Source organism: Paraburkholderia sp. PGU19 (assembly GCF_013426915.1).
GTDB lineage: Bacteria > Pseudomonadota > Gammaproteobacteria > Burkholderiales > Burkholderiaceae > Paraburkholderia.
In genome coordinates this window covers 1,755,588-1,777,492 of sequence record NZ_AP023179.1, presented here as the reverse complement: position 1 = coordinate 1,777,492, position 21,905 = coordinate 1,755,588, and the positions used below count along the sequence as shown (strand labels likewise).

The window sequence follows — 21,905 nt, the reverse complement described above, 5'->3', positions numbered from 1 at the left end:
GCTCTTTGAAAGAGCCGCTTTTTGCGTTTCAGCTTCGCGCTTCAGGCCGAATGCTTCACGGCTCGTTACGCAGGTAACCTACCTTCGACGGATCGCGCATGCGGAACGACACGAGGCCGGCAATTGCGCACAGCACGGTCACGTACCAGTAGAACATCGATTCGCTGCCCGCCTGCTTGAGCCACAGCGCGACATATTCCGCCGAGCCGCCGAAGATCGCGTTGGCAACGGCATACGACAGGCCGACGCCGAGCGCGCGCACTTCCGGCGGGAACATCTCGGCTTTGATGAGGCCGCTGATGGACGTATAGAAGCTCACGATAGCCAGTGCAATTACGACCAGCACGAACGCCATCACAGGGCTCGTCACGTCTTTCAGCGCGTGCAGCAGCGGCACCGTGCCGATCGTCGCGAAGAAGCCGAACAGCAGCATCGACTGACGGCGGCCGATGCGATCCGACAGCGCGCCGAACGGGGGTTGCATGATCATGTACACGAAGAGCGCGCCCGTCATCACGTTGCTGGCCGTCTTCGGATGCATGCCCGCCGTATTGACGAGGTACTTCTGCATGTAGGTCGTGAACGTGTAGAAAATCAGCGAGCCTCCCGCCGTGAAGCCGAGCACCGTGAAGAACGCGCCCTTGTGCTGCCACATGCCGCGCAGCGTGCCCGCTTCCTTGCGCTGACGCGTCTCGGCCGTGGTCGTTTCATCGAGCGAACGGCGCAGGTACAGTGCGACCAGCGCGGCAAGCGCGCCGACCACGAACGGCACGCGCCAGCCCCAGGCCTTGAGTTCTTCCGTCGTCAGCAGTTGCTGCAGGATCACGAGCACGAGCAGCGCAAACAGCTGGCCACCGATCAGCGTCACGTACTGGAACGACGCGAAGAATCCGCGACGGCCCTTCAGTGCGACTTCACTCATGTAGGTTGCGCTGGTGCCGTACTCGCCGCCCACCGACAAGCCCTGGAACAGGCGCGCAACGAGCAGCAACGCGGGCGCGAGTGCGCCGATCTGCGCATAGGTCGGCAGCATGGCGATCACGAGCGAGCCGCCGCACATCATGAACACCGATACCATCATCGCGAAGCGGCGGCCGCGCTTGTCCGCGAGGCGCCCGAAGAACCAGCCGCCGATCGGGCGCATCAGGAAGCCTGCGGCGAACACGCCCGCTGTGTTCAGCAGCTGTGCTGTGGTATCGCCTTTCGGAAAGAACGCCGGCGCGAAGTACAGCGCGCAAAACGAGTAGACATAGAAATCGAACCACTCGACGAGATTGCCCGACGAGGCGCCGACGATCGCGAAGATGCGGCGCCGGGTGTCGGAGGGAGTGAAGATGGTCGTGTCAGTCATGCTGGGTCGGTCCCTTCATAAGGTTTTTTTAGCGGTCGGGGTGCCGCTTTGTGCTTTCTATTGCTGCCGCCAGGTTTGCAGACAGGTTTCGGGCTGGTTGCAAGCAGGTTGCAGCGCGCCTGCGAGATTGTATCGAGATGTAAAGTTCTGCGCGGTCGGTATCTTAACGGATACCAGGGGATGGCGGCATGTGGATGCCGGTTGGTTTTGGTTTGGTTTGGTTTGCTCGGGCTTCCGTTCGCATCCGCGATTCGTTAGCGTGCTTCACGCGTCGCCCCTGTGCCAGGCAAAAGAAAGCGGCTAACACCGCCAGCTTTTGTTTTTGCCTGAGGGCCCCAAACCGGTCTTACGCTTCATACGGCAACGTCCTTGTTCGCGCGCGTTGCCAGCGCTTCGAATGAACGCCTCACCCGCTTCGAATACCCGTAGTCGGGCACGCGGCAGCGAATCGTATGTGCCGCCCAGGTGGCAAACTGTGTGTAGGTTGTCGCGTCGTATGGGGTAGCGTTCTTACAGGGTGGAACGCGTGCGCTATCGGTCCGGAGTGAGGCGTGTGGGGTACTACGGCCTACACACAGTTTGCCATCTGGGCGGCGGTGGAATATTTGGCACGGCATGATGCAGCGCGGGTGCGTGAAGCGGGTGAGGCGCACCGCAAGAGCGCTGGCAACGAACATGGGTCACGTGATTGCCGCGTGAAGCGTGGGACCGGCTGGGGCCCTCAGGCAGGAAGAAGATCTGGCGGTGTTAGCCGCTTTCTTTTGCCTACTTTTCTTTGCGGCGGCAAAGAAAAGTAGGTGCCGCCCCGCACAGGGGCGACGCGTGAAGCACGCTAACGAATCGCGGATGCGAGCAAAAGCCCGAGCAAACCAAACCAGCCGTACCGCGAACCCAAACCCAAACTAGAACCAGAAAAAACCCGCTCAGACCCGCACGGCAGGCGCCGTATACCGACATTCATACCGTTTCCTCACAGTGCCATTTTCATCGACACTTTCCAGATACACATCGAACTGCCACAAACGAGCCATGTGCTTGAGCACTTCATCACTGTCACCCGACAGGTGCCGGTTATCGCTCATAAAATGCCGCAACGTCAGACTACGATCGCCCCGCGTATTGACCGAATACACCTGAATATTCGGCTCCCGATGATGCATATCGTACTGCCGCGACAGCGCCTGCCGCACGTACCGATAACCACTGTCATCGTGAATCGCGGAAACTTCGAGCGCATCGCGCATATCATCATCGAGCACCGAAAAGAGCCTCATTTCACGGATCAGATGCGGCGACAGATACTGCGCGACAAAGCTCTCATCCTTGAAATTACGCATGGCGTAATGCAGCGCCTGCAACCACGGACTGCCCGCGAGGTCCGGAAACCACTTGCGGTCCTCTTCCGTCGGATTCTCGCAGATGCGCCGGATGTCGCTCATCATCGAAAAGCCGAGCGCATACGGATTGATGCCGCTGTAATACGGCTTTGTCACGGGCGGCTGATAGACGACGTTGCTGTGCGAATGGAGGAACTCCATCATGAAGCCGTCTTCGAGCTTGCCCTCGTTGTACATCGTGTTGAGCAGCGTGTAGTGCCAGAACGTAGCCCAGCCCTCGTTCATCACCTGTGTCTGACGCTGCGGATAAAAATACTGGCCGATCTTGCGCACGATGCGGATGACTTCGCGCTCCCACGGCTCGAGCAGCGGCGCATTCTTCTCCGCGAAATACAGCAGGTTTTCCTGCGGCTCCGGCGGATACCGCTCCTCCACCTCTTCCGGCAATGGCGTGTGACGATTCGGCAGCGTGCGCCACAGTTCATTCACCTGCGACTGCAGATACGCTTCGCGCTCGCGGCGCGCGGCGAACTCCTTCTGCAGCGACAGCTTCTGCGGACGCTTGTAGCGGTCCACGCCATAGTTCATCAGCGCATGGCACGAGTCGAGCAGTTCTTCGACGCGGTCGAGGCCAAAACGCTCTTCGCACTCCGCGATGTAGTTCTTCGCGTAGACGAGGTAATCGATGATGGCGTGCGCATCCGTCCACAGACGGAACAGGTAGTTCCCCTTGAAGAACGAGTTGTGCCCATACGCCGCGTGCGCGATGACGAGCGCCTGCATCGTCATCGTGTTCTCTTCCATCAGATACGCGATGCAGGGGTTGGAGTTGATGACGATCTCATACGCGAGACCCATTTGCCCGCGTCTGTAGCTTTTTTCAGTGGCGAGAAAGTGCTTGCCGAACGACCAGTGCCGGTAATTGACCGGCATGCCGACGGACGCGTACGCGTCCATCATCTGTTCAGCGCTGATGAGCTCGAGCTGGATTGGATAGACATCAAGTTCATATTGCTCCGCAACATGCGCAATATGTGTGTCGTACTCTTCGATCAGCTCGAAGGTCCAGTCGGACGGACACGGCAACGGCCTTCTGTCGGCAACGTTCATACGGACTTCCCTTTGCCCTTTGGTGGGCGCCCCGGTGGGTCCCCGTGCTGCAGCTGCGTCAGGCACTACGCCTGCTCCGGCATCGGGCGCACGCGCGTCCTGCGCGTGTGCCGTGTTCGCCTCGGCATGCCCGGCCTCACTCTGCTTCGGCACGCCTTTCTTACGCTCGGGCTCGTACCCTCGCGCCTCGTTGTGCAGGTGACGAGTCGTCATGCGGCTTCCACCTGCTTCTCGAACAGCTCGCGGAACACGGGATAGATATCCGCCGCTGTTTCGACCTTCTTCATCGCCATATGCGGCTGCGACAGCGCGAGTTGCGCATATTCGAGCCACAGGTTCTGCTCTTCAGGCGTCACCTGAATGTACGCAAAATACCGCACCTTCTCGAGAATGTCATCTCTGAGTATCTTGCGGCACTTCGGCGAGTCGTCGGTCCAGTTGTCGCCGTCCGAAGCCTGCGCGCCGTAAATATTCCATTCAGTCGGCGAGTAGCGTTCGTCGAGAATCTTCTGCATCAGCTCCAGCGCGCTCGATACGACCGTGCCGCCACTCTCCGTCGAATGGAAGAACGTGTCTTCGTCGACTTCTTCGGCACGCGTATGGTGGCGGATGAACACCACCTCGATCTTCTCGTAGTTACGCTTGAGGAACAGATACAGCAGGATGAAGAAGCGCTTGGCGAGGTCCTTGCGCTGCTCGTCCATCGACCCCGACACATCCATCAGACAAAACATCACGGCCTGGCTCGACGGCTGCGGCTGCTTTACGCGGTTCACGTAACGCAGATCGAATGGGTCGATAAAGGGAATGCGCCAGATGCGGCCGCGTAGATGATGGATCTCGTCTTCGAGCACCTTGATCTCGTCGCGACGGTCAGCGGGGTCCGCCTTCATCTCTTCGAGCTGTTTTTCGAGTTCGTGCAGTTCGTTGACGAGTGGCGCGCCGAGCGCGATACGCCGGCCCAACGCGCTGCGCAGCGAACGCACCACGTCGATGTTGTTCGGCGTGCCTTCCGCCGCCCAGCCCGCGCGGATGCTCTTCCACGTCGGCACGGCAAGCAGATGGGTCTTCACGAGACGCGGCAGTTCGAGATCGTCGAAGAAGTACTGCATGAACTCTTCGCGGCTGAGTTCGAAGACGAAATCGTCCTGCCCCTCGCCTTCGTTGCTGGCGCTGCCACCGCCGCCGCTGCCGCCGCCTCCTTGTGGACGCGGGATCTTGTCGCCGCGGATATAGTCCGCGTTACCCGGGTGCACCATTTCGCGCTTGCCGCCCGGACCATGCCGGAACGACGGTTCGGCGATGTCCTTGCGCGGAATCGTGATGCTCTGGGTGTTCTGAATGTCCTTGATGCTACGGTCGCGCACCGCTTCCGAAACAGCGCGCCGAATGTACCCCTTTACGCGACGCAGAAAGCGTTCGCGGTTTGCAATGCTCTTGTTCTTGCCTGCCAGCCTGCGGTCGATGATTTGATGAAGCACATCCAGTCTCCCGCTCCGATTTGGAATACGCGGGGCGCAAGTTGCGCATGCAATCTTATGTCCATGCGGCTCGCGCCTCGCAGGAGGCTCGCGCGAACCGGGTGAAGCGAACCCGTTCGAGCGAGCTTTGCGCTACGCATTTCATGACGACTTGCGCACCCGCAGATACCAGTCGCACAAGAGCCGCACCTGCTTCGGCGTATAGCCCTTGGTGACCATGCGGTTGACGAAGTCCTCGTGCTTGCGCTGTTCCTCCGCCGACCCTTTCGCATTGAACGAAATGACGGGCAGAAGTTCTTCCGTATTCGAGAACATCTTCTTTTCGATCACGACGCGCAGCTTTTCATAGCTGATCCACGCGGGATTCTTGCCCCCGTTCGCGGCACGCGCGCGCAACACGAAATTGACGATCTCGTTGCGGAAGTCCTTCGGGTTACTGATGCCGGCAGGCTTCTCGATCTTCTCCAGTTCGGCATTGAGGGCCGCGCGGTCGAAGCTCTCGCCCGTGTCGTGATCGCGGAACTCCTGGTCCTGAATCCAGAAGTCGGCGTACGTCACATAGCGATCGAAAATGTTCTGCCCATACTCGGAATACGACTCCAGATACGCGGTCTGAATCTCCTTGCCGATGAATTCCGCATAACGCGACGCGAGCACGTCCTTGATGAACGACAGATACTTCTGCTCGGTTTCCGGCGGGAACTGCTCGCGCTCGATCTGCTGTTCGAGCACGTACATCAGGTGCACCGGATTCGCCGCGACTTCTGTCGTGTCGAAGTTGAACACGCGCGAGAGAATCTTGAACGCGAAGCGCGTGGACACACCCGTCATGCCCTCGTCGACGCCCGCGAAATCGCGATACTCCTGATACGACTTCGCCTTCGGATCGGTGTCTTTCAGGTTCTCGCCGTCATACACCTGCATCTTCGAAAAGAGGCTCGAATTCTCGGGTTCCTGCAAGCGCGTGAGCACCGACATCTGCGACATCATCTTCAACGTGCCCGGCGCGCACACGGCGTTGGACAGCGATGAATTGCGCAGCAGCTTCTCGTAGATCTTCATCTCTTCCGAGTAGCGCAGGCAGTACGGCACCTTCACCACGAAGATACGGTCGAGCAGTGCTTCGTTATTGCGGTTGTTGCGGAACGCCTTCCATTCGGACTCGTTCGAGTGCGCGAGAATGACGCCGTCGAACGGGATCGCACCGAAGCCTTCCGTGCCCTTGAAGTTGCCTTCCTGGGTGGCCGTGAGCAGCGGGTGCAGCACCTTGATCGGCGCCTTGAACATTTCGACGAATTCGAGCAAGCCCTGGTTCGCGAGGCACAGACCGCCGGAATAGCTGTATGCATCCGCGTCGTCCTGCGCATATTGCTCGAGCTTGCGGATATCGACCTTGCCGACGAGCGACGAAATATCCTGATTGTTTTCGTCGCCAGGCTCGGTCTTCGCAATGCCGATCTGCCGCAGGATGGATGGGTAGCGGCGTACCACGCGGAACTTGCGGATGTCGCCGTTGTACTCGTGCAGACGCTTGACCGCCCACGGGCTGAGGATGTTCTTCAGGTAGCGGCGCGGTATGCCGTACTGCTCTTCGAGGATGGGACCGTCCTCATCGTAGTCGAACAGCCCGAGGGGCGATTCGTTGACGGGCGAACCCTTGATCGAATAGAACGGCACGCGTTCCATCAGTTGCTTGAGCCGTTCGGCGATCGACGACTTGCCGCCGCCAACCGGGCCCAACAGATACAGAATCTGCTTCTTTTCTTCGAGCCCCTGGGCAGCATGCCTGAAGTAGGCGACCACCTGCTCGATCACGTCTTCCATTCCGTAGAACTCACGGAACGCGGGGTATACCTTGATGACCTTGTTCGCGAAGATGCGCGAAAGACGCGGATCGTTACGAGTGTCGATCTGTTCCGGTTCCCCGATTGCCGTCAACATGCGTTCGCCGGCTGTGGCGTACGCGGCGGGATTGTCTTTGCAGAGCGCGAGATACTCCTCGAGCGAAAGTTCCTCCTCTCGTGTTTTCTCGAAGCGGGTCGCGAAACTGCTGTAGATATCCATGCTACCTCCTCGCCGAAGTCTGGGACGATGTCGTGCGCGGCGCGCTATCAGGAAACGACATCGCTCGAATTCATCCTAAACCCTTTTAAATTTTTTTTCACGAACTACGTTGTGAAAATCGCGCCACAGCTAGCACTGTCCTACCCCTGCTTGATGACGCAAATTCGGTCACCTACAATCATTGCCCACACCGCGAGATACATGACGGGCAGTGCTGCATTGCATCCTGCGTTCCTTCCCCGCACTTCATCTGTCGCATGACATACGAACCATGCGGTATCGCGCGGTTCCCTGCACTACCGTTTCCTGCACTTTTACGCACATTCGCAAAAGACCCACGTAACACGCTGTCTGCCTGACCACATTACGTCCACACATTACTTCGTCTTGCATGTACGTGCAGTGCATGTGACTCACTCCATCGTCGCGATGCTTCATGCTTCGACGGCGTCGCTGCCGTCCTTTCCGCCATAACGCGCGCATCGGTGCTTGCGACGACAGCGTGCTCGTTGTGTTACATGTTTCGCATGTGCGCCAACGCGCATTTCCTGCTGTTCGTCAGCGCGTATGTCAATTCGTTCAACACAAACCTGCCTACGCACGACGCCATGCTCCCAACGTCGCCAACGTTGCGCGACGTCAAAATCCATGATGTCCACAGGGTCGGCATGCACGCTCGTTCATGTCTGTATGACTACGTGTGCGGTGCGTATCTGAATAGGTGGATGTAACCAGGTATTCGCCCGTCTTCGCCGGCCGCTCATGGTCGATAGTGCAGGTGCAGGCGGGCATGGGTGCATGCGCATGCAGCGGAACGTCATCGACGTGCCGCTGCCGCATGGGGTGGAATGGAGGTGGTGTTCGTCGCGCAGTGCGACGTTAGTGGTTTACGTCAACTCGACTTCGACTTCGCCAAGTCCGTCGATATGGCCATAGACGCGGCCCGGCCCATCGACGCGATGCGCGCCCACATACGAGCCCGTCGTAATGGTCCATTCCGGCTCGATCGTGATACCCATGGCCGCGCAATGGTTGACGAACCACACCAGCAGTTCGCGTGGGTCGCCTGCCGGGTTGCCCGGCGATTCGGGCACGAGCGACTTGCCGTCGAACGTCAGTTCGAGTTCGGGCGAAACGAAATCGAACGAACGCGCGATCGACGCATAAGGCACGGGATGCCCCGTCACCAGTGCGCCATTGTTCTGGGCGTCGGCGAGTTGCGCGAGCGGCGTGATGTTCGGCCATTCGGCAAAACGGCTGTCGACGATTTCGATGGTGGGCAGCACCGAACCGACGCGCGCGAGCACTTCATCGCGCGCATAGGCCTGACCCTGCGGCTCGATCGGCTCGGCAAAGCGGAACGCGACCTCCAACTCCAGCAGCACGCGAAAAAACGCACCATGTTCGAGCCGCGCCGGCGACGCGACCGTCAGCGCAGCCGGAATCGGCGCGCCCGAGGTCGGGCCGCCCGGGGCTTTGGCACCGATTTTCCAGGCGCCCGTCGCGCCGCCCAGACCCACGATCACCGCCTGCTGGATCGCGTAGGCCGTAGCGGCATCGGGCGGAAGGCTGTCGAGCGGCAGCGTGCCGATAGCGCGGTGCTGGCGGCGCGCATGCACGATGCGTTGCGCGAGGTCGTGATCCGTCATGTCGTTTCCCTGTTGGCTGTGTTGGGGCGTGGCGAGGCAGATGCAACGGTGCATGGCATTGCGGCAATGCGAAGGCCGCAACGAGGGTTGCCGCACGGCCTTCACGTCATACCGACTGCATGCTGTCATGCGGCGTGGGACGATGCATGACGACATCGGGCGGCTGGTTAGCCACCGCGTTCGTCAATGTACCGGAACAATTACACGCCGGGTCGGGTTCGGCGTGCGCCAAAAAGAAAAAGACGACTGCCCTGGCATGGGTCAGTCGTCCCGGTTCTGCATCACCACGCAACCGTCCGCGCCAGCGGACGAAGCGCTCGCTCACGCATGGCGGCGCATGCCGCCTCGCAAGCCCAGTTTTGGTGCGTCAGAAAGTTTCCCAATCCGCATCCGATGTTGCCGCCGCTTTTTGCGGCGCCGCTGCCGCACGGGCGGGCGCGGATGCGGGCGCAGCGGCCGGCGCGGCGGGCGCCGGGTTCACCGCGGGCATCGACGGCGCGACCCTGCGGGGCGCGCTGACGGGCGCGGCGTGGCGCGTGGCGCGCTTCGCCGGTGAAGCGGCAAATGTGCCGCCCGACTCGTCGACCTGGAACACGGAAACGGTCGTGCGCAGCTTGGCCGCCTGCTCTTCCAGCGACGACGCCGCCGCCGCCGCTTCCTCGACGAGCGCCGCGTTCTGCTGCGTCACTTCGTCCATCTGGGTGACGGCGCGGGCGACCTGGTCGATGCCGCTGCTCTGTTCCTCGGATGCCGCTGCGATTTCGCCCATGATGTCCGTCACGCGCTGCACCGCGCTGATGATCTCCGTCATCGTGCGGCCCGCTTCGTCGACGAGCGCCGAGCCCGCCTGCACCCGCTCGACGGACGTATCGATCAGTTCCTTGATCTCCTTGGCCGCCGCCGACGAGCGCTGCGCAAGGCTGCGCACTTCGCCCGCGACCACCGCAAAGCCGCGGCCTTCCTCGCCCGCGCGGGCCGCTTCGACGGCCGCGTTCAACGCGAGAATGTTGGTCTGGAACGCAATGCCTTCGATGATCGCGATGATGTCCGCGATTTTCGCCGAGCTCTGGTTGATGTCGCCCATCGTGCCGACCACCTGGCCGACCACCGAACTGCCCTTGTTGGCGATATCCGACGCATTCGCCGCGAGCGCGCTCGCCTGGCGGGCATTGTCGGCGTTCTGCTTCACGGTGCCCGTGAGTTCTTCCATGCTCGATGCCGTTTCCTGCAGCGCCGAAGCCTGCTCTTCCGTGCGCGACGACAGGTCGATATTGCCCGCCGCGATCTGGCGCGTGGCCGTGGCGATCGACTCGCTGCCCGCACGCACGGAACGCACGGTCTCCGTCAGGCTGCGCTGCATCTTGCCGATGCCTTCGATCAGCTGGCCCATTTCGTCGCGCGAGGTCGGGACGATGGGACGGCGCAGATCGCCCGCGGCGATCGCATCGAAGTGCCCGAGCGCATCCGACAGCGGCCGCGCAATTGCGCCACGCAGCGTGAAGTACGAGAACAGCGCGGCGAGCACGCCCGCGGCGAGCCCGATGATGCTGAACACACGGAACGTCGAGAAGCTCGACTGCGCCCTGTCGAAGCCGTCTTTCGCCTGTTCGAACTGGAATTTGCGCAGCGTGTCGTCGGACGTGGAGAGATCGTTGTAGGCGGCTTGCAGACGCTTCGCGCCGTCGAGGACTTTAGGTTGATCGTTTGCGCTAACGATTGCGTAGAAGGACTCCATTACCTGATGCAGCGCGTCCCGCTTGCTCGATGCGTCCTGCGCGAGGCGATCTTCTTCGCTGTCGCGCGGCAGCGACAGATAGCGTTTCCACCATTCATCCGACAGCGTACGCATCGAACGGGCGCGCTCCAGTGTCGAAGCCGCTTCCGGCGTGCCGATCATGAACGCCGCGCGATCCAGCGCGAGACGCTCGCGCGCCGCGTAAATCTCTGCGTTGCCAATATCGACGGCGCCAGGCATCTGGTTCGTGTACATGTCGCGCATCGATTCGTTCGAGCGGCTCAGGCCGAACAGCCCGAGAAGGCCGATCGCGACCAGCAGCGCGGCGAGAAATGCCATCGTCAGGCCGATTCGCGCCTTGATGGTGATGCCCTTGTTCATGCTTCTTCCTGTGAGATGTCGATGTGAGGCGCGGGGTAACGCATTGCGTATGCGGTGGTTGTGCGCGGCGCCGTTTGCTATGGATCATGGCGCTCTGACTGCGTTTACGGCACATCGACGGAAGACTTGAAGCTTCTATATGGTCTAATGAAATAGTCTGGAAGGGCTTGTAAGTATTACAAACAGCAACGGGCGACGCTGCGCCCGTTGGCTTCGAGCGTCGCCAGCGTCAGGCCTTGCCGACTTCGGCGCGGGTAGGAATGGACGGCTGCGCGCCGGCGCGCGTCACCGAAATCGATGCGGCGCGCTGCGCGAAGCGGATCGCGTCGGCGACATCCGCGCCGCGCGCCAGTTGCGCGGCAAAGCCGCCGATGAACGTGTCGCCCGCAGCCGTCGTATCGACGGCCTTGACGCGCGGCGCATCGAAATGCTGTGGCGCCGCCTCACCGAGCGCGGCCAGGACGCCCTGCGCACCCAGGGTCACGATCACGTTGCGGGTGCCCGCGCGGCGCAATGCGTCAGCGGCGGCGATGGCCTCGTCCGGCGACGACACGGGCAAGCCCGTCAGCGTCGCGGCTTCGAGTTCGTTCGGAATCAGATAGTCGATCAGAGGCAGCCAGTCTGCGGGCAGCGGGCCCGTTGCCGGCGCGGGGTTGAGAATGACGGTCTTGCCGAGCCGTCGCGCGGCGGCCAGCGCCGCATGCACGGCGGCGGGAGGCGTCTCCAGCTGGCAAATCACGACCTGCGCCGCTGCCAGCGCGGCCTCATGCCGCGCGATCGTCGCGGGCGTCAGTTCGCCGTTGCTGCCCGCAATGATGACGATCGCGTTCTGGCTGCCGTCGTCGACGATGATGAGGGCGACCCCCGTCGGCGCGGTTGCGCTCGTTTCCAGTGCGGCGCAGTCGATCCCTTCCGCTTCGAGGCCCGCGCGCAGTTGCGCGCCGTTCGCATCCGTGCCGACACAGCCGAGCATCGACACCCGCGCGCCGAGGCGGGCCGCGGCGACGGCCTGATTGCCGCCCTTGCCGCCCGCGACCTGCGCGAACGCGTGGCCCGCGAGCGTTTCGCCCGGCTGCGGCAGGCGCGGCGCACGCGCGACGAGATCCATATTCAGACTGCCGACCACGGTTACGTACGCGCGCGCTTCATTCGTTGCCACGGTTGCCTCCTGTGGTTGCCAACGGGGCGCCGCCTCGTAGCGCCCGCATTCGTCATGCGTGCGCCACGGCTGCGCTCAGGCCGCCTTGACCCCACGACGCGCGCCCGCAAAAGCCGCCGTCGACTCGCGCAGGATCAGCCGCGGCGCGATCACACGGCGCCGGAACGCGGCGCCCGTGGGCGTGCCCGCCGGCGTGCCGCTGATCCGCTCGATCAGCGTCTGCGCCGCCATTTCGCCGAGCGCGCGCACCGACTGGCCGACCGTCGACAGCGCCGGGTACGTGAAGCGCCCCAGTTCGATGTCGTCGAAGCCGATCACCGAGCAGTCCTGCGGCACGCGCAGGCCGCGCTCGGCCGCCGCGCGCAGCGCGCCGATGCCCATCATGTCGTTGCCCGCGAAGATTGCCGTCGGCTGCACGGTGTCGAAGAGTTGTCCCGCCGCGCGGTAGCCGCCGCTGCCCGAGAAGTCGCTTTCGACGATGCCATTCGGCGCGATCTCGATGCCGCGCTCCGCCATCGCGCGGATGAAGCCGTGCACGCGCATCGCGCTGACGGCCGTCTCGACGGGGCCCGTGATGCAGCCGATCTTCGAATGCCCGAGCTGCAGCAGATGGCGCGTGGCGAGATAGGCGCCCTTTTCGTGGTCGATCTGCACGAGATCCGCTGATATGCCTTCGATATTCCGGTCGACGATCACCAGCGGCTCGCGCGAATCGGCCAGCGTCTTGGCGAGCGTCGCGTCGTCGCCCGCCGATGCGACGATCAACCCGTCGATGCGCTTTTCCTGCAGCACCCGCAAATAATTGCGCTGCTTCGCCGGATCGTCGTCCGAGTTGCAGAAGAACAGGCAATAGCCATTGCGCGCGCAACCATCCTCGATCCCGCGCGCCATTTCCGCGAAATACGGGTTCGTGCTGTTCGGCACGACGAGCCCGATCGTCGCCGTCGAGCGTGCCTTCAGCGACCGCGCGACGGCAGACGGCACGTAGTTGAGCTGGCGGATCGCCAGTTCGACCTTCGAGCGCACATCCGCCGACACCGGCCGCGTATTGTTCACGACATGCGACACCGTCGTGAACGACACGCCGGCTATGGCCGCCACATCCTTGATCGTCGCCATAAGCTGAAAACCCCCTGCCTGTTCTTACTGCTGGCCAATGCAGCTCATGCTGCATCCGCGTTGCTCTCGTTAGTTCTTACTGGGTATCCGCCGTCCCGCGCCACGGCGGCCCCTGTTTCAACTGCGTTTGCGCCTGCTGCGATACGTGTCCAGCACAACCGCGACCACGATCACGGCGCCCGTGATGATCCGCTTGGTCGGCTCGTTCGCGCCGATCTGCGCGAGACCCGCCGCCAGCACCGAAATGATCAAGACGCCGAAAAACGTGCTGATCACCGAACCGCGCCCGCCCATCAGACTCGTGCCGCCGATCACGACGGCCGCGATCACCTGCAGCTCCACCCCGGCGCCCGCGTTCGGGTCGGCCGCTTCCAGACGCGAAATCTGAAACAGCGCCGCGAGCCCGGACAGCGCGCCCATCAATGCAAATACGATCACCTTGTACGGCTTCGGATTCACGCCCGCGAGCCGCACCGCTTCCTCGTTCGTGCCGATGCCGACCAGATAGCGGCCGAACACCGTGCGTGTGAGCACCAGTTGCGCGACGATCATCACGGCCACCGCGATCAGGAAGGCCGGCGAAATGCCGACGGCGATCGGGTTGGACAGGAAGTCGAACGCGTCGCCGATATAGGCGGTGCGCGAGTTCGTCATCTGGTACGCCAGCCCTCGCGCTGCTTCCAGCACGCCGAGCGAGACGATGAACGACGGAATCCGCCAGCCCACCGTCACCGCACCCGTGACCGTGCCAGTCAGCGCCGCCGCGGCGAGGCCCAGCACGGCCGCTGCAAACGGACCGAACTGCCACTTCAGCGCCGCGACGCTCACGACCGACGCGCCGAGCGCCAGCACCGAGCCCACCGACAGGTCGATGCCCGCGATGATCAGCACGAAGGTCATCCCCACCGACATGACGACGAGATCGGGAATCTGGTTCGCGATCGTGACGAACGTCTCGTAGGTCAGGAAATGCGAGCTCAGCACCGAGAACAGCGCGATCATCGCGATCAGCGCGCCCATCAGGCCAAGATAATTCGAAAAGCCCAGACGCGTGCCCGCCGGCTTGCCGCTTGCGAGCGGCGCCGACGGATCGGCGGCGGGCGTCGATGTACCGGCGCCGGCGCTTCCCGTCGAATCCTTGTCTGTGACCCGTTGGTCGTTCATGACTGAGTTTCTCCCTCGTCGGTGTCGTGCGTGTGCAGCAGCGCCTCGCGATTGCGATAGCCCGCGAATGCCGCCGCGAGCAGCGCGTCCTGGGTCCACTCGTCCCGTTTGAACACACCCGTCATGCGTCCCGCCGACATCACGCCGATCCGGTCGCAGATCAGCATCAATTCGCGCAGGTCGCTCGACACGACCACCAGCGCGCGCCCATCACGAGCCAGCGCGCCCATCAATCCATAAATATCGAACTTCGCGCCGACATCGATGCCGCGCGTCGGTTCGTCGAATAGCAATACCCTGCAATCGCGTGCGAGCCAGCGGCCAATCACCACTTTCTGCTGATTGCCGCCCGACAGCTCGCCGACCGGCTGCGCCGGCCCCGACGTGCGGATGCGCATCGCGTCGATCTGTTTCTTCGCCAGCGCATTCTCGCGCTTCGCATCGACGATGCCATGCCGCGCGACACTGCGCAGATTGCCCAGTGACACATTCGCCGCGATCGGCTGCGGCAGCAGGAGACCTTCGCCCTTGCGGTCTTCCGTGATCAGCGCGATGCCGTGCTTCACGGCGTCTGCAGGCGTGTCGATCTGCACGGGACTGGGCGCGGCACCCGGCGCAGCCGCCAGCGATACCGTGCCGCCATCCTTATGGTCGGCGCCGTAGATCAGCCGCATCAGTTCCGTGCGTCCCGCGCCGATCAGTCCGCTGACCCCAAAAATCTCGCCCGCCTTCACCTCGAACGACACGTCGCGCACCACGGGCGCGCGGCTCATCCGTTCGACCTTCAACAGCGTCGCGCCGATGTTGCGCACGCCCAGATCGATCCGCTCGCCGATCTCCCGCCCAACCATCAGCGTCACGATCTGGTCGCTCGTCAGATTCGCCATGGCGTCGACGCGTACCAGCTTACCGTCGCGCAGCACGGCGATCCGCTCGGCCACGCGCGCCAGTTCTTCGAGCCGGTGCGAGATATAGACGAGCGCGACGCCGCGCGCCTTCAGCGCGTCGATCTGCTCGAACAGCAGGTCGACTTCGCGCGCCGTCAGCATCGCCGTCGGCTCATCCAGAATCAGCACGCGGCAATCGCCGATCAGGTTGCGCGCGATCTCCACCATCTGCTGGTGACCGATGCCCAGCTCGCCGACCAGTGTGTCCGGGTCGATTGCCTCCAGCCCGACTTGCGCCATCGCCGCGCGCGCGTCCTCGCGAAGCTTGCCGCGATCGATCCAGCCGAAACCGTTGCGCGGGAGACGGTTCAGAAACAGGTTCTCCGCGACCGACAAGGTTGGCAGCAGATTCAGTTCCTGCATCACCATCCGGATGCCGAGCGCTTCCGCTTCCGTGCGGCTCGCGGGCGCATACGGTTTGCCTTCGAGCTGCATCGTGCCCGTCGTCGGATCGACCAGCCCGCCGACGATCTTCGACAGCGTGCTCTTGCCCGCGCCGTTCTCGCCCGTCAGCGCGAGCGCCTCCCCGGCGTGCAACGCCAGCGAGACGTCGGCCAGCACAGGCTCGACGTAGGTCTTGCCTATGCCCTTCACGGACAGCACGGCAGGCAATGGTTCTTGGTCGGTTGATGCCATCGTGATCCAGATCTCGTAGCCGCCGCACGGCGCCTGCGCGAACCCGGCAAGGCCGGCATCACGTCAGGCGGCGCTGGGCGGCGGCCGCGCAAGTCATGCGGCAAAGCGCGCACACAACGCACAAGCGAGGCACAAAACCCTGCGCATGCCGAAGCAGAACGCTTCGGATTGCGCGTTGTCCGTCCTCATCGTCGCGCGAGTTGCCCGCCGTCATGACGCTTACCTCTGGCATAACGGCGGCTCGGCGAATTTCTTGAGCGTTTGGTTAACATTCGCGCGGGGCCGGCACGCACCACCGGCAGCGTGCCGTCCGACACCCGCGCGGGCCGTTACTTCGTGACGAGATCGACAGGCGTTTCGACGACGCCCGACAGATCCGACTGCTTCTTGTGCTCGGCAATCGCCTTGAGCGCGACGTCGATACCGAACACGGCCTGCTTGGCCGCGTACTGGTCAGCCGTGGCGAGCACGCGACCATCCTTCAGCATCGGCTTGATCGCGTTGATGTTGTCGTAGCCGACCACGTAGACCTTGCCCTGCTTGCCCGCCGCGCGCACGGCCGACACCGCGCCGATCGCCATGTTGTCGTTACCGCATAGAAGCGCCTTGATGTTCGGATATGCATTGAGCATCGACGATGCGATTGCATTGCCCTTGTCGATTTCCCACTCGCCCGATTGCACCGAGTCGATCTTCGCGCCGACCTTCTGCATCGCCGTCTTGAAGCCGGCCGTGCGTTGCTGCGCGTTGGTCGTGGTCGACACGCCTTCGATGATGCCGACCTCGTCGCCCGACTTCAGCTTCTTGGCCAGATAGTCACCGACTTTCTCGGCGCCCTTCGCGTTGTCCGGGCCGACGAACGGCACGTTCAGATCCTTAGACTTGAGCACATCGGGATCGAGCCGGTTATCGATGTTCACCACGATGATGCCCGCGTCCACCGCCTTCTTGACGACGGGCACGAGCGCCTTCGAATCGGCCGGCGCGAGCACGATCGCATCGACCTTCGATACGATCATCTGCTCGACGATGCGGATCTGGTTTGCCGTGTCGGTCTCATCCTTGATGCCGTTCGTGATCAGGTCGAACTGGTTGGCGTTGTGCTTCTGGTAGTCCTTCGCGCCTGTTTCCATCGTGAGGAAGAACTCGTTGGCGAGCGACTTCATCACGAGCGCGACTTTGGGTTTCTTCGCGGCCTGGGCCCATGCCGACGAGAACGGCATCGCGGCGGCTGCCGTGAGCACGACGGCGGTGGTCAAAACGCGGCGGCGAATGCGTTGGTTCATGCAGTATCTCCAGTTGTTGGACTCGTGTGAGCCCGTTTTTTGATTGTCCGCAAACGTTTGCGAGCGCTATTCTCGGCGGCGCCTGTTCGCAGTGTCAACGATTGACAGTGCTGCGCTGCACAGCGCGCCGCGACGTGCAGCGCGCGGCTGGACGCACGGCTTGCCGTGAAGCTTCGGCGGTACGGCGAATGTCGTCGTTGCAAGAATGGCTCGCTTGTTCTGCGTGGGTCGGCCTGTGCGGACGACGCGGCCTGTGCAAAGGCTCGCGTCCTGTTCGCAGCGGCGTTCGTCGTGCACGGCGCTGAAACGCGCCGGTATTGCCTTACTACTGCTTCCCCATCTTCCCGCGAGCCGCAAGTTATGTGGCAAGCAGGTCGCATATGCTGGCGCTTAATTGCGCGTGCTGCAAGTTAAATAGCGCTTGCCATCGGGATCTGCGCAACAGATGGGACGTGGGTATCATGATCCGAACGGGTTCGGTCGTCGCTTGCCATTGCGCCTGGCATCGAGACTGGCCGTCTATTCGTCTGCTGAGTTGCCATGAGGTTGTCATGTTGGGTATCAGCCAGTTCCCGCTGTTTCTCGTCGCCGTCACCGTGCTCAATCTGACGCCCGGGCCGGACATTGCGTACGTGGCCGGTCAGAGCATCGCCCAGGGACGGCGCGCGGGCATGCTTTCCGCGCTGGGTGTCGCGTTCGGCGGCTGCATGCATACCGTCGCGTGCGCGCTTGGCATCACGGCGCTGCTGGCTGCGTCGCCGGGCGCTTTCAATGCGATCAAGTGGATCGGCGCCGCGTATCTGATGTATCTCGGCTTGCGGATGCTGTGGCCCACGGCGGCCGCCGTGGTCACGGGCGAAGCGGCGCCGGGCGCGCCGCGTCTGTCGCGCGGCACGCTGCTGTTTCGCGGCTTCGTGACCAACGCGTCGAACCCGAAGGTGCTGCTGTTCTATATCGCGTTCTTCCCGCAATTCGTCAGCGCCGACAGCCCGCACACGACGCTCGCGTTTCTCGTGCTGGGCGCCGTGTTCGTGACGCTCGGGCTTTTCAACGACTGCGTGATCGCGTGGCTCGCCGCGACGGCGGCGCGCGCCGTGAACTCGCGGCCTTCCGTGCGGCGGTGGATCGACCGGGTGATTGGTGCGGGCTTTATCGGCCTGGGTGTGCGGCTCGCATTGACGAAGCGCTGAGGCATTTCGCGCTGAGGTGTTCGTCAAGGCGACCCGCGTGCGTCAAAGCCAGTTCGCCTTCTTGAAGCCGCGATACAGCCCGAAGTCGATCAGCAGCATCACCAGCAGGCAGATGGGATAACCGTACTTGAAGTGCAGTTCGGGAATCTCCTGGAAGTTCATCCCGTAGATGCCGGCAATCATGGTCGGCACGGCGAACAGCGCGGCAAACGAGCCGAGCCGCTTGGTCACCTCGTTCTCCGCCAGCGAGATCATGCCGAGGTTGACCTGAATGGCCGTGACGATCATTTCACGGCGGCCTTCGATGGTCCGCACGCTGCGATCCAGATGATCGTACACATCGCGGAAGTACGCCTGCATGCCGACGCAGATGGCGGGAATACGCCCGCCCGTCAGCTTGCTGATGCCTTCGAGCAACGGCGCGATGTGATGCTGGAGCATCACGAGACGGCGCTTCAACGAGTACAGGTCTTCGATGATCCCGCGCGACGAGGCCAGGTCGTGTTTGTCGAAGATACGGTCTTCGATTTCCTCGATCTCGGTGCCGATTGCTTCGAGAATCGGGAAGTACCGGTCGACGACATTGTCGGCAAGCGCGTACAGCACGAACGCCGACCCTTCCTTCAACAATTGCGGCTCGCGCTCGCAACGCGCGCGAACCTCCTGAAACCCGTGACGCGTGCCGCGCCGCACCGACAGCACATAGTTCGAGCCGACGAACACATCGACTTCGCCGATCACGAATTCGCCGTCGTCGTCGGTTTCGATGGTGTGCATGACGGCGAACAGCGAGTCGCCGTACTCCTCGATCTTCGGACGCTGATGGCCATGGCGGACGTCCTCCACGGCCAGTTCATGAAGCCCGAATTCGTGCTTCATGACTTCGAGTTCGCCGGGGCCGGGATCTTTCAGAGCGACCCAGACGAAGCATTCGGGTTTGGCGACATAGACGCTGATGTCGTCGATTTCGATATCGGCCAGTTTGCGGCCGTCCTGGTACGCGGCGCAGTTGATCAGCATGATTGAATACCTTGAATACGAATCGGCTTTGCGGATTACGAATGGTTAGTCGCGATGGGCGAGCCGATGTCTCCGTCGGGTCGCAGTCCAATGCAAAGGCGCGCGGTGTCAAGCTGCGATGTTACGTGGAGTTGAACCGATACGCTGTGTCGAATTGTCAACGCCGCGCCGAGCCCGGTTCATCTCACGGACCTTCAATCAATTGGCGACGCGCCGCAGCATGATACGGTGATCGTCCTTGAACGAGACGCTGGCGCGATTCGAATAGCGGCTGTCGGGCGTGACGATGAAGTTGATCTCGACGACGGGATCGAACTGCGTCGACACGCCGATGCGATGTGTGCCGGGCGTGAGCCAGAGAACGATGTGCTCGCCGTTCATGATGTCCGCGACCCGCTCGCCGTCGACATACACGAGTGCGTCCCGAAACCGCACGATCACGTTATCGCTCCGTTCGCGACGTAGGTCGACGGCGACCTTGTCGGTGCCTGGCTGCGTGTAGCCCTGCTTGACGATGCGATCGGCGGGGACGTCCTTGAACGGCACCTTGTCGGCGGGCGTTGCTGCACAGCCGGAGACAAGCGCGGCCGTCATGGCCGCGACGGCAGCGCCTGAAGCCGCCGCCATGACCTTGCTCGCTGCCCGCGACGCGCGGCTTTGCGTGCGTGTCATCGTTCGTCTCCCCGTTGCATGGTTCGCCTTCCCTGCTGGTCGATTGATTTTGCCGTCATGCGCCCTTGCCCGCCGCTACGCAGGACAGGTCATGCGTCGAGAAGCTGGAACGGATTCAGCACCCGTGCGCCCGTGCCATCGAAGTCTGCCACGTTGCGCGTCACGACAGTCAGGTTGTAGATCAGGGCCGTCGCCGCGATCAACTTGTCCAGCGAGTGCTCGGGGTCCGGCACGCGCAAATGGCCCCACGTCTGTGCGACGTCAGTGCCGACATTCAGGATGTGGCTGCTGAACGAATTCATGATCGTGTCGAGCCAGCCTTCCAGGCGCAACGCCTGGAACTTGTCGCCCGATGCCGGATCAGGTCGACGCCACGCCGCAGCTCGCCGACCGTGACGACAGACAGATAAAGGCGATGCCCGCCTTCCTTCGCCGTTTCGAAAAAAGCCTGCACGCCAGGATTGGCGCGGCTGCTCTTGCGCATTTCGCTGATTACGTTGGTATCAATCAAATACACCCGGTCCCCCGCTATCGTCAGTTTCGTCATTGCGGCGCTCGAAGTCGGCGTCGTCGCCGACGTCGGGCATGCTCATCAGCAATTCCGCGAAGCTGAGCTTCCTGGGCTGAAAGAGCGCCTGCGCCAGGATTTCCCGATGCTCTGCTTCGACGCTGCGCCCGTGAGCCGCGGCCTGCTCACGCAGGTTCTGCACCAACGCATCGTCCAGATTTCGGACCAAAAGATTTGCCATTTCCATTCCCCGCTACACGTGTGATAGCAATGATATCAAACGGATTCGCGCAGTCAATCTGGCCGAATGGCATAGGGGTTGCGGCATGCCGCCATCCCATTCAAGATCGGTTGCGGCTCGCGAACGGCGGTGCCGCCCTCTTACCTTCACCACGGGATTCATCGACGTGACGCATCTGGTTTTTATCTGTGGCCATGCGGGCACCGGCAAGACGACGCTCGCCAAACGGCTGATCGGCCCATTGATGAGGGCAACCGGCCATGCCTTTTGCCTGCTCGACAAGGACACGCTCTACGGCGTCTACAGCGCGGCCGCGATCGGCGCGCTGACGGGCGATCCGAACGATCGCGACAGCCCGCTCTTCCTGCAGCACTTTCGCGACCCGGAGTATCGCGGGCTGTTCGACACGGCCGCCGAGAACCTCCGGCTCGGCATCGGCGTGATCGCCGTCGGCCCGCTGTCGCACGAAGTGCGCGAGGGCAAGCTGTTCGATCACGCGTGGCTCGGCGTGCCTGGGGATGTGAACATCAACGTCGTGTGGGTATCGACAGAGGAAGAAACGGCGCGCGAGCGGATCGCCGCACGCGGCAATCCGAACGACGCCTACAAGCTCGCGCATTGGGACGAATACCGGCAGCGCCGCTTCGTGCCGACGGGCGACGCGTGCGACGGCCTTCTGATGTTTGACAACACGGCACCCGCATCGGCCGATTACGACGCGCTGCTCGGGCGGATCGTGCAGACGCCGCAGCCGCCCGGCATGATGCTGCCGCCGATGCCTGTGTAACCCGTCCGCGATTCCCGCAAACGCGACGCGATAAACGACAAAGCGGGCGTCAACCGTTGAAAGTTGAA

At 62.6% G+C, this 21,905-nt stretch carries 16 protein-coding genes and 1 pseudogene; 2 read left to right on the top strand and 15 right to left on the bottom strand.

Features of this window, described 5'->3' with window-relative positions:
• Positions 1-55: 55 nt before the first annotated feature.
• The 11 genes from H1204_RS08160 to H1204_RS08110 all read right to left on the bottom strand — a co-directional run bounded on the left by H1204_RS08160 (position 56) and on the right by H1204_RS08110 (position 17,419).
• The gene (locus tag H1204_RS08160; protein ID WP_180730706.1) at positions 56-1,351 is read right to left on the bottom strand and encodes an MFS family transporter; all 1,296 of its coding nucleotides are present in this window, start codon (positions 1,349-1,351) and stop codon (positions 56-58) included.
• Positions 1,352-2,274: 923 nt separating this feature from the next.
• Positions 2,275-4,011 carry a SpoVR family protein gene (locus tag H1204_RS08155; RefSeq protein WP_180730705.1) on the bottom strand — a complete coding sequence of 579 codons (1,737 nt, stop codon included), beginning with the start codon at positions 4,009-4,011 and terminating at the stop codon, positions 2,275-2,277.
• A complete protein-coding gene (locus H1204_RS08150; RefSeq protein WP_042314770.1) occupies positions 4,008-5,279 on the bottom strand; it encodes a YeaH/YhbH family protein in 1,272 nt (423 codons plus the stop codon). Before H1204_RS08150 ends, H1204_RS08155 begins: the two co-directional genes overlap by 4 nt.
• A 141-nt stretch (positions 5,280-5,420) precedes the next feature.
• A complete protein-coding gene (locus tag H1204_RS08145; protein ID WP_180730704.1) occupies positions 5,421-7,343 on the bottom strand; it encodes a PrkA family serine protein kinase in 1,923 nt (640 codons plus the stop codon).
• 887 nt (positions 7,344-8,230) lie between these two features.
• Positions 8,231-8,992, bottom strand: coding sequence for a hydratase (locus tag H1204_RS08140; protein WP_180730703.1), 762 nt, complete (start codon positions 8,990-8,992; stop codon positions 8,231-8,233).
• A gap of 367 nt (positions 8,993-9,359) precedes the next feature.
• Positions 9,360-11,108, bottom strand: a complete 1,749-nt coding sequence (locus H1204_RS08135) for a methyl-accepting chemotaxis protein (protein ID WP_180730702.1) — start codon at positions 11,106-11,108, stop codon at positions 9,360-9,362.
• Positions 11,109-11,337: 229 nt separating this feature from the next.
• Positions 11,338-12,267: a ribokinase gene (gene rbsK, locus H1204_RS08130; protein WP_180730701.1), complete on the bottom strand. Its 930-nt coding sequence runs from the start codon at positions 12,265-12,267 to the stop codon at positions 11,338-11,340.
• A 75-nt stretch (positions 12,268-12,342) separates the two neighbouring features.
• Positions 12,343-13,386 (bottom strand): LacI family DNA-binding transcriptional regulator, encoded by a 1,044-nt coding sequence (locus H1204_RS08125; protein ID WP_180730700.1) that lies wholly within the window; start codon positions 13,384-13,386, stop codon positions 12,343-12,345.
• Between the two features lie 117 nt (positions 13,387-13,503).
• Positions 13,504-14,550, bottom strand: a complete 1,047-nt coding sequence (locus H1204_RS08120; RefSeq protein WP_180730699.1) for an ABC transporter permease — start codon at positions 14,548-14,550, stop codon at positions 13,504-13,506.
• Positions 14,547-16,133, bottom strand: coding sequence for a sugar ABC transporter ATP-binding protein (locus H1204_RS08115; protein WP_180730698.1), 1,587 nt, complete (start codon positions 16,131-16,133; stop codon positions 14,547-14,549). Before H1204_RS08115 ends, H1204_RS08120 begins: the two co-directional genes overlap by 4 nt.
• Positions 16,134-16,462: 329 nt before the next feature.
• Positions 16,463-17,419 carry a sugar ABC transporter substrate-binding protein gene (locus H1204_RS08110; protein ID WP_180730697.1) on the bottom strand — a complete coding sequence of 319 codons (957 nt, stop codon included), beginning with the start codon at positions 17,417-17,419 and terminating at the stop codon, positions 16,463-16,465.
• A 551-nt stretch (positions 17,420-17,970) separates the two neighbouring features.
• On the opposite strand from H1204_RS08110, the gene H1204_RS08105 reads away from it, so the two are divergent.
• Positions 17,971-18,609 (top strand): LysE family translocator, encoded by a 639-nt coding sequence (locus H1204_RS08105; protein ID WP_180730696.1) that lies wholly within the window; start codon positions 17,971-17,973, stop codon positions 18,607-18,609.
• 42 nt (positions 18,610-18,651) lie between these two features.
• On the opposite strand, the gene corA is transcribed toward H1204_RS08105, so the two are convergent.
• The 4 genes and pseudogenes from corA to H1204_RS08085 form a co-directional block, all read right to left on the bottom strand.
• Entirely contained in the window at positions 18,652-19,629 is a 978-nt protein-coding gene (gene corA, locus H1204_RS08100) for a magnesium/cobalt transporter CorA (protein WP_180730695.1), read from the bottom strand.
• Between the two features lie 198 nt (positions 19,630-19,827).
• Positions 19,828-20,301: a hypothetical protein gene (locus tag H1204_RS08095; RefSeq protein ID WP_180730694.1), complete on the bottom strand. Its 474-nt coding sequence runs from the start codon at positions 20,299-20,301 to the stop codon at positions 19,828-19,830.
• Positions 20,302-20,390: 89 nt separating this feature from the next.
• Positions 20,391-20,785, bottom strand: a pseudogene (locus H1204_RS08090) (type II toxin-antitoxin system VapC family toxin).
• 19 nt (positions 20,786-20,804) lie between these two features.
• A complete protein-coding gene (locus H1204_RS08085) occupies positions 20,805-21,050 on the bottom strand; it encodes a DNA-binding protein (RefSeq protein ID WP_180730903.1) in 246 nt (81 codons plus the stop codon).
• A gap of 166 nt (positions 21,051-21,216) precedes the next feature.
• Here H1204_RS08085 and H1204_RS08080 point away from each other — a divergent pair, with 166 nt between their 5' ends.
• Positions 21,217-21,837, top strand: coding sequence for an ATP-binding protein (locus tag H1204_RS08080; RefSeq protein ID WP_180730693.1), 621 nt, complete (start codon positions 21,217-21,219; stop codon positions 21,835-21,837).
• Positions 21,838-21,905 lie beyond the last annotated feature (68 nt).

Excerpts from the sequence above, each read along its gene's own strand:
- corA (WP_180730695.1), bottom strand. The coding sequence starts at position 19,629 with ATGCTGATCAACTGCGCCGCGTACCAGGACGGCCGCAAACTGGCCGAT.
- H1204_RS08115 (WP_180730698.1), bottom strand. The coding sequence starts at position 16,133 with ATGGCATCAACCGACCAAGAACCATTGCCTGCCGTGCTGTCCGTGAAG.
- H1204_RS08085 (WP_180730903.1), bottom strand. The coding sequence starts at position 21,050 with ATGGCAAATCTTTTGGTCCGAAATCTGGACGATGCGTTGGTGCAGAAC.
- H1204_RS08105 (WP_180730696.1), top strand. The coding sequence starts at position 17,971 with ATGTTGGGTATCAGCCAGTTCCCGCTGTTTCTCGTCGCCGTCACCGTG.
- H1204_RS08125 (WP_180730700.1), bottom strand. The coding sequence starts at position 13,386 with ATGGCGACGATCAAGGATGTGGCGGCCATAGCCGGCGTGTCGTTCACG.
- H1204_RS08145 (WP_180730704.1), bottom strand. The coding sequence starts at position 7,343 with ATGGATATCTACAGCAGTTTCGCGACCCGCTTCGAGAAAACACGAGAG.
- H1204_RS08110 (WP_180730697.1), bottom strand. The coding sequence starts at position 17,419 with ATGAACCAACGCATTCGCCGCCGCGTTTTGACCACCGCCGTCGTGCTC.
- H1204_RS08155 (WP_180730705.1), bottom strand. The coding sequence starts at position 4,011 with ATGACGACTCGTCACCTGCACAACGAGGCGCGAGGGTACGAGCCCGAG.
- H1204_RS08160 (WP_180730706.1), bottom strand. The coding sequence starts at position 1,351 with ATGACTGACACGACCATCTTCACTCCCTCCGACACCCGGCGCCGCATC.
- H1204_RS08095 (WP_180730694.1), bottom strand. The coding sequence starts at position 20,301 with ATGACACGCACGCAAAGCCGCGCGTCGCGGGCAGCGAGCAAGGTCATG.
- H1204_RS08140 (WP_180730703.1), bottom strand. The coding sequence starts at position 8,992 with ATGACGGATCACGACCTCGCGCAACGCATCGTGCATGCGCGCCGCCAG.
- H1204_RS08120 (WP_180730699.1), bottom strand. The coding sequence starts at position 14,550 with ATGAACGACCAACGGGTCACAGACAAGGATTCGACGGGAAGCGCCGGC.
- H1204_RS08135 (WP_180730702.1), bottom strand. The coding sequence starts at position 11,108 with ATGAACAAGGGCATCACCATCAAGGCGCGAATCGGCCTGACGATGGCA.